The organism is Microbacterium immunditiarum, assembly GCF_013409785.1.
Taxonomy (GTDB): Bacteria; Actinomycetota; Actinomycetes; order Actinomycetales; family Microbacteriaceae; genus Microbacterium; species Microbacterium immunditiarum.
Genome location: NZ_JACCBV010000001.1, coordinates 1076812 through 1089386 on the forward strand (window position 1 = coordinate 1076812; position 12575 = coordinate 1089386).

The 12575-nt window shown below is 70.3% G+C and carries 10 protein-coding genes; 7 read left to right on the plus strand and 3 right to left on the minus strand.

Features of this window, described 5'->3' with window-relative positions; genetic code table 11:
- Positions 1-43: 43 nt before the first annotated feature.
- Complete coding sequence (pgm, locus tag BJ991_RS04775; RefSeq protein WP_179487947.1) at positions 44-1687, minus strand: phosphoglucomutase (alpha-D-glucose-1,6-bisphosphate-dependent); 1644 nt, start codon at positions 1685-1687, stop codon at positions 44-46.
- 90 nt (positions 1688-1777) lie between these two features.
- Positions 1778-2746, minus strand: coding sequence for an Ltp family lipoprotein (locus BJ991_RS18310; protein WP_246301031.1), 969 nt, complete (start codon positions 2744-2746; stop codon positions 1778-1780).
- Positions 2747-3049: 303 nt separating this feature from the next.
- Between BJ991_RS18310 and pheA the strand changes: the two genes are divergently transcribed.
- The 4 genes from pheA to menC all read left to right on the plus strand — a co-directional run bounded on the left by pheA (position 3050) and on the right by menC (position 6803).
- On the plus strand, positions 3050-4009 hold the full coding sequence (gene pheA, locus BJ991_RS04790) for a prephenate dehydratase (protein ID WP_343048652.1): 960 nt from the start codon (positions 3050-3052) through the stop codon (positions 4007-4009).
- Positions 4009-4452 carry a pyridoxamine 5'-phosphate oxidase family protein gene (locus BJ991_RS18315; protein WP_246301032.1) on the plus strand — a complete coding sequence of 148 codons (444 nt, stop codon included), beginning with the start codon at positions 4009-4011 and terminating at the stop codon, positions 4450-4452. The genes pheA and BJ991_RS18315 overlap by 1 nt, the downstream gene beginning before the upstream one ends.
- Positions 4453-4567: 115 nt before the next feature.
- Positions 4568-5671 (plus strand): M20 family metallopeptidase, encoded by a 1104-nt coding sequence (locus BJ991_RS18320; RefSeq protein ID WP_343048653.1) that lies wholly within the window; start codon positions 4568-4570, stop codon positions 5669-5671.
- Positions 5672-5693: 22 nt separating this feature from the next.
- Complete coding sequence (menC, locus tag BJ991_RS04800; RefSeq protein WP_179492516.1) at positions 5694-6803, plus strand: o-succinylbenzoate synthase; 1110 nt, start codon at positions 5694-5696, stop codon at positions 6801-6803.
- 2 nt (positions 6804-6805) lie between these two features.
- Here menC and BJ991_RS04805 read toward each other — a convergent pair whose 3' ends face one another.
- A complete protein-coding gene (locus BJ991_RS04805) occupies positions 6806-7879 on the minus strand; it encodes an LLM class flavin-dependent oxidoreductase (RefSeq protein ID WP_179487953.1) in 1074 nt (357 codons plus the stop codon).
- Positions 7880-8081: 202 nt separating this feature from the next.
- Between BJ991_RS04805 and BJ991_RS04810 the strand changes: the two genes are divergently transcribed.
- The 3 genes from BJ991_RS04810 to BJ991_RS04820 all read left to right on the plus strand — a co-directional run bounded on the left by BJ991_RS04810 (position 8082) and on the right by BJ991_RS04820 (position 12525).
- Positions 8082-9089, plus strand: coding sequence for a LacI family DNA-binding transcriptional regulator (locus BJ991_RS04810; RefSeq protein WP_179487955.1), 1008 nt, complete (start codon positions 8082-8084; stop codon positions 9087-9089).
- A 258-nt stretch (positions 9090-9347) separates the two neighbouring features.
- Complete coding sequence (locus tag BJ991_RS04815; RefSeq protein WP_179487957.1) at positions 9348-11120, plus strand: alpha-amylase family glycosyl hydrolase; 1773 nt, start codon at positions 9348-9350, stop codon at positions 11118-11120.
- A gap of 31 nt (positions 11121-11151) precedes the next feature.
- Positions 11152-12525, plus strand: coding sequence for an ABC transporter substrate-binding protein (locus BJ991_RS04820; protein ID WP_179487959.1), 1374 nt, complete (start codon positions 11152-11154; stop codon positions 12523-12525).
- The last annotated feature ends 50 nt before the right edge of the window (positions 12526-12575 follow it).

Sequence of the window (12575 nt, forward strand, 5' to 3'; positions counted from 1 at the left end):
GAGCGAGCTCGTCGCTACGCTCCTCGCTCAGCGTCCGGGTGGGTCACGCCCCGCCGAGCGCCTCCGACACCACCGCGCGAGCCTCCTCCTGCACCTGGGCGAGATGCTCGGCACCGCGGAGCGACTCGGCGTAGAGCTTGTACACGTCCTCGGTGCCCGACGGGCGGGCGGCGAACCACGCGTCATCCGTCACGACCTTGAGGCCGCCGATCGCGGCGCCGTTGCCCGGCGCGTGCGACAGCTTCGCGGTGATCGGCTCGCCCGCGAGCTCTGTCGCGGCGACCGCCTCCGGCGAGAGCTTCGCCAGCGCCGCCTTCTGCGCGGGCGTCGCCGGGGCGTCGACGCGCTGGTAGGCCGACGATCCGAATTGCGCCTCGAGCTCCGCGTACCGCTGCGAGGGCGTCTTGCCCGTGACCGCGAGGATCTCAGACGCGAGCAGGCACAGGATGATCCCGTCTTTGTCGGTTGTCCACACCGAGCCGTCCCGCCGCAGGAACGAGGCGCCCGCCGACTCCTCGCCGCCGAAAACGACCGACCCGTCGAGCAGCCCCGGCACGAACCACTTGAACCCGACCGGCACCTCGTACAGCCGGCGCCCGAGCGCCGCGACCACCCGGTCGATGATCATCGACGACACGAGGGTCTTGCCGACCGCGGCATCCGTCGGCCAGCCCGGCCGGTGCGTCACGAGGTAGTCGATCGCGACCGCGAGGAAGTGGTTCGGGTTCATGAGCCCCGCGTCGGGCGTCACGATGCCGTGCCGGTCTGCGTCGGCGTCGTTGCCCGTGAGCAGGTCGTAGTCGCCGCGTCGCGCGACGAGCGCGGCCATCGCGTAGGGCGACGACGGATCCATCCGGATCTTCTCGTCCCAGTCGAGCGTCATGAACTTCCACGTCGGGTCGACGTCGGGGTTCACGACGGTGAGGTCGATCCCGTACAGCTCGGCGATGAGCGCCCAGTAGTCGACGGATGCCCCGCCCAGCGGGTCCGCGCCGATGCGGATGCCCGACGCGCGGATCGCGTCCATGTCGATCACGTTCGCGAGGTCGCGCACGTACCGGTCGCGGAAGTCGTACTCGCCCAGGGCGTCCGCGTCGATGTCGGCGAACCTCGTGCGGACGACGCCGTCGAGCCCCGCCGCGATGAGCTCGTTCGCGCGCTGCGCGATCCAGCTCGTGGCGTCGACGTCGGCCGGCCCGCCGTCCGGCGGGTTGTACTTGAAGCCGCCGTCGCGCGGCGGGTTGTGGCTCGGGGTCACGACGATGCCGTCGGCACGGCCCGGGTCGTCCGCGGCGCGCCCGCGGTTGTAGGTGAGGATCGCGTGGCTCAGCGCCGGGGTCGGAACCCACGAGTCCCGTGCGTCGACTCGCACGTCCACGCCGTTGCCGACGAGCACCTCGATCGCGCTGCGCTCGGCGGGAAGGGACAGCCCGTGGGTGTCGCGCCCGAGGAACAGGGGCCCCGCGATCCCCTGCGAGCGCCGGTACTCGACGATGGCCTGCGTCGTGGCGAGGATGTGATCCTCGTTGAAGCTCGTCGTGAGGGCGGAGCCGCGGTGACCGCTCGTGCCGAACGCGACGCGCTGGGCCGGGTTCGAGGCATCCGGTTTGCGGTCGTAATACGCGGCGATGAGCTCGTCGATGTCGATGAGGTCGGATGCTTCGGCTGGCTGTCCTGCGCGAGTCATGCGTTCAAGTCTGCCGCGCCGCGCGCGTTTCTGTCGCCGGGTTGCGCCGGGGCGTTCGACTCGCGTGCGGGTCGAACGCCCGGACGCTGGTCAGTAGCCGACGGCGCCGAGCGCGAACTCGATCTGCTCGGGCGTGAACCCTTCGTAGGCCAGTTGATCGTAGAGACCCTGCCGGGAGAAGGACGAGTAGTCGAGATAGGACTGTGCCGACTCGGCGGCCTCGGCGTTCCAATCCGCTTCCACGAAGTCGACCGCGAAGGTCGCGTCCTCCTTCGAATACCCCTCGTACTCGAGCTGACCGATCAGGCCCGCTCGCGAGAACCCGCTGTATTCCAGATACGACTCCGCGTCCCTGACCGCGTTCTTCTGGGCCAGCGTGAGCACGGGCTCGGGTGCCTCGGCGGTGACGAAGATCTCGGTTCCGGGGTCCGCCTGGCGGCCCTCCGACAGGGTCTGCGTCAAGACGACCCAGTCGTCGCTTGCGCCTTCTGGCACTGCGAGCACGAATCCGGCGTCCTCGACCGCAGCTCGGGCCTCCGCGACGGTCAGGCCGATGAGGCCCGGCACCTGCTCGCGGTCGTCCACGGGTGCGGGTTCCTCGACTGGCGGTTCTTCGCGCGAGATCTGCGTGCCGTCCGCGGGCGACAGGTCGTTGCTGAGGCTCGCGGCGATCGCACCGTTCACGGCGCCGATGATGATTCCGAGCGCCACGATCGCGCCGGTCACGATCCACGCCACCTTCTTGTGCCGGTCGTAGCCTTCGAGCGGACGCCCGTCCTTGTCGCGCGCTGCGCCGGCGAGGATCAGGATGAGGTCGATGAGCCACCAGATGCCGAATCCGCCGAACGTGAACAGCTTCAGGAGGCCGGTGCCGACCTTCCCCAGGTAGAACCGGTCGACGCCGAAGACACCCAGGAAGTAGGAGAGCAGCCACGCGGCGATGAACTGCTTGCCGGGAGGCGCAGGAGCCTGGTACGGGGACGGTGGCGCGGGTGCCGCGTACGGCGGCACGGTGTCGGGCGCCGGCACAGCCGGCGGGACAGCGGGATAGCTGTTCATGGACGTTCCTTCAGTGTGATCAGTCATTGGGGAAGGGACCGAGCGGGCGGATGCTTCCCCCGGCAACCTCGCCCGAGCACGCGACCCCTGCCGCATGCAAGACGTGAGCGGCCGGGCGACTCCCCTTCCGACGTGGTGACCCACCGGGTTCAGCCGAGTCGTTCGTACTCCGTCGTCCCGACCGCTGTGCCCATGCTCTCCGCGAATCGAGGGCGCGAACGGGACGAAAGGCCTGTCGATCTCGCGTCTCGGGGACGCCGTGCGCTGGGCGACCGGGCTTCGGGCCCGACTAGGCTGAACGCCGTGACCGACCAGCCCGAGGCTCCCCGTCGCCGCACGTACAGCTATCTCGGCCCGGCGGGCACCTTCACCGAAGCGGCGCTCGCGCAGGTCGCCGAGGCGCGCGACCAGATCTGGCGGCCCGTGCGCAACGTGGGCGAGGCGCTCAACGACGTCATCGACGGCACCTCCGACGCGGCGATGATCGCGATCGAGAATTCGGTCGACGGAGGCGTCTCGACCGCGCAGGACGCGCTCGCGACGGTTCCGGGTCTTCGGATCGTGGGGGAGTACCTCGTCCCCGTCGAGTTCGTGCTCGTCGGTCGCCCCGGCACGCGTCTCGAGGACGTGTCGCTCGTGGCGGCGCATCCGGTCGCCTACGCGCAATGCCTGCAGTGGCTCACCAGGACCCTGCCCGCCCACGCCCACATTCCCGCCGCGAGCAACGTGGCCAGCGCGGTCGGGCTGATCGACGACACGAGCGAGGCGGATGCGGCGATCGCCCCTCCCGGTATCCTCGAGCACCACGAGCTCGAGCTCCTCGCGGAGAACATCGGCGACAACGCGAACGCCGTGACGCGGTTCGTGCTCGTGGGGCGCACCGTCCCGCCGCCGCCGCCGACGGGCGCCGACAAGACGTCGCTCATCGTGGAGCTGCCCGAGGACCGCCCGGGCGCGCTGCTCGAGATGCTCGAGCAGTTCGCGACGCGGGGCATCAACCTGTCGCTGCTGGCCTCGCGGCCGATCGGCGACGCGCTCGGCCGCTACCGGTTCGTGATCGACGCGGACGGGCACATCCAGGACGAGCGCATGGCCGACGCGCTCCTCGGCCTGCGGCGCTTCAGCCCGAAGGTCGTGTTCCTCGGGTCGTACCCGCGCGCCGACCGCGTCGTCGTGCACTATCCCGAGCGCTATTCCGACGACGTGTTCGTCGAGGCGCGCGACTGGCTGCGCGGCCTGCTCAGCGGAGAACCGGAGGTCTGATGCCCGCCACGTTCGAACTCGACCGGGCGAACGAGGTCCACGCCCGCACCCTGCGGCGACTCGAGACGGATGAGATCGGCTGGCTCGGCACGAACGGCCGCAACGGTTACCCGCACGCCGTGCCCGTGTGGTTCTTCTGGCATGAGGGCACGATCGTCGTGTTCGTTCAGCCCGAGTCGGTGAAGACCCGCAACATCCGGGCCGACCCGAAGGTGCTGTTCCATCTCGAAACGGATGAGGCCGGAGACGACGTGCACATCATCCGGGGCTCGGCGGCCATCTCGCCCGACTCGACGTCGGTGTGGCTCGACCGCATGGGTGACGCCTACGTCGAGAAGTACCGGGCCGGCCTCGATCGGCTCGGCTGGAAGATCGACCGCATCCGCGACGAGTACTCGGTCGCGGTCGTCATCACGCCCGAGAGGTTCATCGGCTGGCTCTGACCTTCGTCCGCGCGGACGAACGCGCCGCATCCGGTTCGTCGCGGACGACGAAGCCCCCGCGACCGTGCGGTGTCTATGGTGTGAGGGTGACCACCGCTCGCCCGCCCCTGCGCTCGTGACCATCGCCGCTGTCGTCGTCGACGCGATCGTCGACACCATCCGCACGCTCGTCGATTGCGAGTCGCCGACCGCCGACCACGGAGCGGTCGCGCGATCGGCCGACCTCGTCGCCGCTCTCGGCGAAGAGCTGCTCGGCGTGACACCGGAGCGGGTCGTGATCGACGGCGTCACGCACCTGCGGTGGCGGTTCGGCGACGCGACTCGAGTGCTCCTGCTCGCGCACCACGACACCGTGTGGCCGATCGGCACGATCGAGCGGATCCCGTTCGCGGTCGCGGGCGACGTCATGACCGGACCCGGATGCTTCGACATGAAGACCGGCCTCGCGATGGCGCTGCACGCCGTCGCCTCGCTCGATGACCGCGACGGCGTGACGCTGCTCGTGACCGGCGACGAGGAGGTCGGCTCGCCGAGCTCGCGCCGCCTCATCGAAGACACCGCGCGCGGGGCTCGCGCCGCGCTCGTGCTCGAGGCCTCCGCGGACGGCGGCGCGCTCAAGCTCGAGCGCAAGGGCGTCTCGCTCTACGAGGTCGTCGTCGACGGGCTCGCCGCGCACGCGGGACTCGAGCCCGAGAAAGGCGTGAACGCGACCGTCGAACTCGCGCATCAGGTGCTCGCGATCTCCGGGCTGGCCGACCCCGCGACCGGCACCTCGGTGACGCCGACCGTCGCGGGCTCCGGCTCGACGACGAACACGGTGCCCGCGCGCGCCTCGGTGTGGGTCGACGTGCGTGCGCGCACGGCAGCCGAGCAGCAGCGGGTCGACGCCGCGATTCGTGCGCTCACCGCTGTGACGCCCGGCGCGAGCGTGTCGGTGCTGGGCGGCATCAACCGTCCGCCGCTCGAGGCCGCGGCATCCGCTTCTCTGTTTGCGCGGGCGCAGGCGATCGCCGCGCGCCTCGCGCTCGACCCGCTCGCGGGAGTCGCCGTGGGCGGCGGCAGCGACGGCAACTTCACCGCCGGCATCGGCGTGCCGACGCTCGACGGCCTCGGCGCCGTCGGGGGAGGGGCGCACGCCGAGCACGAGCACGTCCTCGTCAGCGAGATCGCCCCGCGCACCGTGCTGGTGGCCGAGCTCGTCGCGGAACTGACATCGTGATACCCGGAGGGGGAACCGCGTGATGAAGATCGAAGGCTTCGAGCTGAGGCGCGTCGCGATGCCGCTCGTGTCGCCGTTCCGCACGTCGTTCGGCACGCAGACCGCGCGCGACATCCTGCTGGTGAAGGCGGTGACGGATGCCGCGACCGGCTGGGGCGAGTGTGTGACGCTCCCCGATCCGATCTACTCGCCCGAGTACACCGAGGGTGCCGTCGACCTGATGAAGCGGTTCCTGATCCCTGCGCTCGCGGCGGCGGAGGTGACGGATGCGCCGGGGATCGGCGAGGCGCTGAAGAAGTTCAAGAGCCACCGCATGGCGAAAGGTGCGCTCGAGATGGCGGTGCTCGACGCCGAGCTGCGCGCCGAAGGGCGCTCGTTCGCGCGCGAGCTCGGCTCGGTGCACGACCGCGTGCCGTGCGGAGTGTCCGTGGGGATCATGGATTCGATCCCGCAGCTGCTCGACGCCGTCGGCGGCTACCTCGACGCCGGGTACGTGCGCATCAAGCTCAAGATCGAGCCGGGGTGGGACATCGAGCCCGTCCGCGCGGTGCGCGAGCGCTTCGGCGGCGACGTGCTCCTGCAGGTCGACGCCAACACGGCGTACACGCTGCGCGATGCGCGGCACCTCGCGAAGCTCGACGCGTTCGACCTGCTCCTGATCGAGCAGCCGCTGGAAGAGGAGGACCTTCTGGGCCACGCCGACCTCGCGAAGGTCGTCCAGACGCCGATCTGTCTCGACGAGACGATCACCTCCGCCCAGACGGCGGCCGCGGCGATCCGACTCGGTGCGACGCAGATCATCAACATCAAGCCCGGCCGCGTCGGCGGGTACCTCGAGGCGCGCCGCATCCACGACCTCGCCGCCGCGCACGGTGTGCCAGTCTGGTGCGGCGGCATGGTCGAGTCGGGCATCGGGCGCGCCGCCAACGTCGCGCTCGCGTCGCTGCCCGGCTTCACCCTCCCCGGCGACGTGTCGGCGAGCGACCGGTTCTACGCGACCGACATTACGCCGCCGTTCGTCATGCGCGACGGGCATCTCGACGTCCCGCAGGGGCCAGGCCTGGGAGTCGAGCCGGTCCCCGAGATCCTCGACGAGCTGACGACCTCGGTCGAGTGGGTGCCCGCCGCCTGACGTCAGCCGTCGAGGTCGAGCTCGGCCGCTAGCAGCTCCATCGTCTGGGTGCGGCCGGGCGAGGCATCCGTCGGTTCACCGTCGTACGACGCGGCGATCGGCGAGATCATGACCTCGTCCACGCCGTGCTGCTGCGCGAAGGACGAGAGGGCGGATGCCACGTCCGCCCCGGTCCCGACGAACCACTTCGTGCGGGCCGCCGCCATGACCGACTGCGCGAGGCTGTCGAAGCTCTCGTTCGCCTTCGCCTGCTCGACCGTCTCGAGCGGCACGAGGGGCATGTTCGTGCGCAGGCGCGCCATCATGTGCAGCTGGGGAAGCGCGCGGTCCTCCGCCTCATCGGCGGTCGGAGCGGCGATGACGTTCGCGGTGAGGAATGTGCGCGGCTCGGGGTGGCGCTCGTTCGGCCGGAACTCCGACCGGTACAGCTCGAGAACGCGCTCGAGCCCTTCGCCGGAGAAGTGGTTCGCGAAGACGTACGGCAGCCCGTACGCCGCGGCGAGGCGCGCGGAGTAGTCGCTCGACCCGAGCAGCCACACCTCTGGGACGGTCGTCGCGGCGGGCGTCGCGTGCACGCCGTAGGTTCCGCCCGACGTGAAGCGCACCGAGGCACCCTCGCTCGAGACGAGAGCCACGATGTCGGCGACGTTGTCGGGGAAGCGGTCGACGTCGCTCGTCGTGCCGCTCTGCCGCAGCAGCTGCGTGATGACGGGGTCGCTGCCCGGTGCCCGGCCGATGCCGAGGTCGATGCGCCCGGGGGCGAGGGCCTCGAGCGCGGCGAACTGCTCCGCCACGACGAGCGGCGAGTGGTTCGGGAGCATGACACCACCCGAACCCACGCGGATGCGGTCGGTGCGCGCCGCCGCGGCGGCGGCCAGCACGGGCGGCGTCGTCGACGCGACGGCCGGCATGTTGTGGTGCTCCGCAAACCAGTAGCGACGGTATCCGAGCCGGTCGGCGGTCTGCACGAGATCGACGGATGCCGCGACCGCCTCCGCGCTCGTCTGCCCCGCGCGCACGGGCACGAGGTCGAGGACGGACAGGGCGAGGCGGGGTACAGGCGTGGAGGTGCTCATCCTCAGGGGCAACCCGCCGGGGCATCCGCTCATTCCTCTCCTCCTGTTCCTTCGGCTCACGCGAGTGCACGGCTTCCCGTCGAAACCACGGCTTCGCGCCGTCGTCACGTCGTGCACTCGACGCGAAGTCGTGCACTCGCGGAAAGGGACTTGGCTTGCGAAGGCTTGCGCCGGTACGCAAGTTCTTGCGTACACTGAGCGCATGTCGAAGCGTCTCGCCGAAGTGGCGCGCAAGGTCGGGGTCAGCGAAGCGACCGTGAGTCGCGTGCTCAACGACAAGCCGGGGGTTTCGGATGCCACCCGCCAGGCCGTGCTCACGGCCCTCGATGTGCTCGGATACGAGCGACCCACGAAGCTGCGCGGCGGACGCGCCCGCCTGGTCGGGCTCGTGCTGCCCGAGCTGCAGAACCCGATCTTCCCTGCGCTCGCCGAGATCATCGGCGGCGGCCTGACCCAGAACGGCTACACACCGCTGCTGTGCACGCAGAACGCGGGTGGCATCACCGAGTCGGACTACGTCGAGCTGCTGCTGCAGCAGCAGGTGTCGGGCGTCGTGTTCCTGGGCGGGAACTACAGCCAGGCGGATGCGCCGCACGCCCACTACGAGCGGCTCCGCCAGGTCAACCTGCCGACAGTGCTCGTCAACGCCCGCATCGACTCGCTCGACTTCGCGACGGTCTCGACCGACGACGGCGCCGCGGCCGAGCAGGCGATCCAGCACCTGCACCAGCTCGGACACCGGCGCATCGGCTTGTTGCTGGGCCCGTCGGATCACATCCCCTCGCAGCGAAAGCTCGCGGCGGCGCGTCCGCTGCTCGACAAGCTCGGGTCGCCGCTCGACGAGGAGCTCGTCGTGCGCGGACTGTACTCGCTCGAGTCGGGACAGGCGGGCGCATCGCGCCTGTTCGCGTCAGGTGCGACGGCGATCGTGTGCGCGAGCGACCCTCTTGCGCTGGGTGCCGTCCGCGCCGCACGCCGTGCGGGGCTGCGTGTCCCCGAGGACGTGAGCGTCGTCGGGTTCGACGACTCCGCGCTCATGAGCTGCACGGAGCCGCCCCTCACGACGGTGCGCCAGCCGATCGAGTCGATGGGTCGCACCGTGATCGAGCTGCTCCTCTCGCAGGTCGCCGGCACGACCGAGGCCGGCGATGAGCTGCTCTTCGAGCCCGAGCTCGTGCTGCGCGGTTCGACCGGACCCGCGCCCGAATAGGGACTTCGCCCCCGGACGCTGAGCGAGGAGCGCAGCGTTCGAGTGGATTGCGTGCGCCGTGGTCCGCGTCGTCTCGCTGCGCGCGCTCAGCGGCGGGTGATGCGGGCGCGTCGTTCAGCGTCCGGGGTGAAGCGCGACGCATCCGAATTCGAGCGCAATCATGAACTTGCAAAAGATCATCGAACTCTTGCGTGACTGTGTTGCCGCGTACTACCGTCATCGCTATCAATCTTTCGCGATCCGATCACGAGGAGCTCAGTGGACAGCGACGTCCTGCCCCGCACCGCCGACGCGGAAGCCCATCGCACTCCGACGCCGAGCGCAGACGACCCGCAGTGGTGGCGGTCGGCCGTCATCTACCAGGTGTACGTGCGCAGCTTCGCCGACGGGAACGGCGACGGCACGGGCGACCTCGCCGGCGTACGCCGGCGCCTCGGCTATCTCAAGAAGCTCGGCGTCGATGCCCTGTGGTTCAACCCGTGGTACCCGAGCCCGATGGCTGACGGCGGCTACGACGTGCGGGACTACCGTGACATCGACCCGCGGTTCGGAACGCTCGCCGAAGCCGAGGCCCTCATCGAGGAGGCACTGGCGCTCGGCATCCGCACCATCATCGACATCGTCCCGAATCACGTGTCCGACCAGCATCCGTGGTTCCAGGCCGCCCTCGAGGCGGGACCGGGCAGTCCCGAGCGCGAGCGGTTCTGGTTCCACCCGGGCACGGGCCCGCACGGCGACGAGATGCCGACGCGGTGGGTGTCGAACTTCCAGGGCGAGACGTGGACCCGCACGATGAACCCGGACGGCACCGCGGGGGAGTGGTACCTCCACCTGTTCACACCCGAGCAGCCCGACCTCAACTGGAACCACCCCGACGTGCGGCGCGAGCACGAGGACATCCTCCGGTTCTGGTTCGACTGCGGTGTCGCGGGCGTGCGCATCGACTCGGCCGCGCTGCTGATCAAGGACCCCGACCTGCCGGAGGTCGGCGAGAAGCAGGGTCCCGGCTCGCACCCCACCGAGGACCGCGACGAGCTGCACGACGTGTACCGCTCGTGGCGCGCGATCGCCGACTCGTACCCCGGCACGCGCGTGCTCGTGGGCGAGATCTGGCTTCCCGACATCGTGCGGTTCACGAACTACCTGCGTCCCGATGAGATGCACACGGCGTTCAACTTCGACTTCCTCGCACGCCCATGGGGCGCGGAGTCGTTCCGCGAGTCGATCGCCTCGACGCTCGCCGCGCACGCTCCGGTCGGCGCACCGAGCACGTGGGTGCTGAGCAACCACGACGTCACGCGCCCCGTCACCCGCTACGGGCGCGACGACACGGCGTTCGCGTTCCTGAAGAAGCGCTTCGGCGTGCCGACCGATCCCGAGCTCGGCCTCCATCGCGCCCGCGCGGCGGCGTTGCTGGTCGCGGCCCTCCCCGGAAGCCTGTACATCTACCAGGGCGACGAGCTCGGGCTGCCCGAGGTCGAGGACCTGCCGATCGAGCTCATCCAGGACCCGATGCACCACCGGTCGGGCGGCATCGATCCGGGGCGTGACGGATGCCGCGTCCCCCTGCCCTGGTCGGGCGAGCACCCGCCGTTCGGGTTCAGCCCCGACGGAGTCCAGACATGGCTGCCGCAGCCCGAGTCCTGGCGCGCGCTCACGGTCGCGGCGCAGGAGGCCGATCCCTCGTCGACGCTCAACCTCTACCGCGAGGCGCTGCGCGTGCGCCGCGACCTCGATCCCGACGTGCCGCTCGAGTGGTGGCACGACACCGTCGCCGTCGGCACGCCCGGCGCCGACGACGTCCTGGCCTTCCGACGCGGCGACTTCGCGTGCGTCGTGAACACCGGCGAGAGCCCCGTGCCGCTGCCCGTCGGCGCGGAGCTCCTGCTCGCAAGCGGCCCGCTGGACGGCGGGCGGCTCGCGGGCAACTCCACAGCATGGCTGCGTCTCTCCGCGGAGACCACGGATGCCGGGGCATCCGACGCGGTGACGGGCGCCCCGCACACCCCGGAGGATCCCGCGGCAGCGTGACGCGGCATCCGCCACCGAGAAAGGAAAGACGATGAAGTCACCAGCAAGGGTCCTGCTCGCCGGTGTCGCCGCGGTGGCGACCGTCGGCGCACTCGTCGGCTGCTCGACCGGCAGCAGCGGGGGAGGCGACGCGAGCGGCAAGGTCGAGCTGCGCGTCGCGACGTTCCCGCCCGGAGCCGACGCGGCCGCGTACGAGGCGTTCGCCGCCCAGGAGGAGCAGTTCGAAGACGAGCACCCCGACATCGACATCATCGGGGTCGAGTACGAGTGGGAGGGTCCGACGTTCGCCGTGCAGCTCGCCGGCGGCAGCCTGCCCGACGTGTTCACGGTGCCGTTCACCGACTCCAAGACGCTGCTCGAGAACGGCCAGCTCATGGACGTGACCGCCGAGGTCGAGGAGCTCGGGTACGAGGACAGCTTCAACCCGATCATCCTCGACGGGGTCAAGGACTCCGACGGCAACATCTATGGCTTCCCCCGCCAGGCCTACGCGATGGGCCTGCATTACAACCGCGACCTGTTCGAGCAGGCCGGCCTCGACCCCGACCAGCCGCCGACCACGTGGGAAGAGGTGCGCGAATACGCCAAGAAGATCACGGATGCCACGGGCAAGGCCGGCTACGCGCAGATGGCGATCAACAACACGGGTGGATGGCAGCTCACCGCGCAGACCGTCGCGCGCGGCGGCCGCACCCAGGCCGACAACGGGGACGGCTCGGCGGAGTCGACGATCGACAACGAGGGGACCAAGGCGACGCTCCAGTTCCTGCACGACCTCAAGTGGGAGGACGGCTCGTTCGGCTCGAAGGTCGACCTCGACTGGGGCACGATCAACCAGGAGTTCGCGGCCGGCAACATCGGCATGTACACGTCGGGCTCCGACGTCTACACGGCGCTCGTGCGCGACTTCGGCCTCGAGCCCGACGTCTACGGGCTCGAGGTGGTGCCGATCGAGGGCGACGACCCCGGCACTCTCGGCGGCGGTGACATCGCTGTGATCAGCCCCACCGTGGACGACGCCACGAAGGCGGCCGCGGTCGAGTGGATCGACTGGTACTACATGCAGAAGCTCCTGGACGAGGAGGCCGCGGTGCTCGACGCGAAGACTCTCAACGAATCGGGTCAGGCGGTCGGCACGCCGGTGCTGCCCGTGCTCAGCCGCGAGCTGTACGAGGAGTCGCTCGTGTGGATCGAGGACTACATCAACGTCCCGCGCGGCCAAATGGAGCCGTTCACCGACAGCATCTGGGACCAGACGCCCGTCGGCGAGCCGAAGAAGTCGACCCAGGAGATCTACGCGCTGCTGGACACCGTCGTGCAGACCGTGCTGACCGACGAGAACGCCGACATCGACGCGCTCCTCGCACAGGCGCAGGCCGACGCACAGGCGATCCTCGACCAGTAGGGGTTCGTGGGCGGCGCTTCGTCTCGGGCTTCGCCCTCGCTCAGCGTCCG

Coding starts and splice junctions, on each gene's coding strand:
- pgm (WP_179487947.1), bottom strand. CDS start 1,687: ATGACTCGCGCAGGACAGCCAGCCGAAGCATCCGACCTCATCGACATC.
- BJ991_RS18310 (WP_246301031.1), bottom strand. CDS start 2,746: ATGAACAGCTATCCCGCTGTCCCGCCGGCTGTGCCGGCGCCCGACACC.
- BJ991_RS18315 (WP_246301032.1), top strand. CDS start 4,009: ATGCCCGCCACGTTCGAACTCGACCGGGCGAACGAGGTCCACGCCCGC.
- menC (WP_179492516.1), top strand. CDS start 5,694: ATGAAGATCGAAGGCTTCGAGCTGAGGCGCGTCGCGATGCCGCTCGTG.
- BJ991_RS04805 (WP_179487953.1), bottom strand. CDS start 7,879: ATGAGCACCTCCACGCCTGTACCCCGCCTCGCCCTGTCCGTCCTCGAC.
- BJ991_RS04810 (WP_179487955.1), top strand. CDS start 8,082: ATGTCGAAGCGTCTCGCCGAAGTGGCGCGCAAGGTCGGGGTCAGCGAA.
- BJ991_RS04820 (WP_179487959.1), top strand. CDS start 11,152: ATGAAGTCACCAGCAAGGGTCCTGCTCGCCGGTGTCGCCGCGGTGGCG.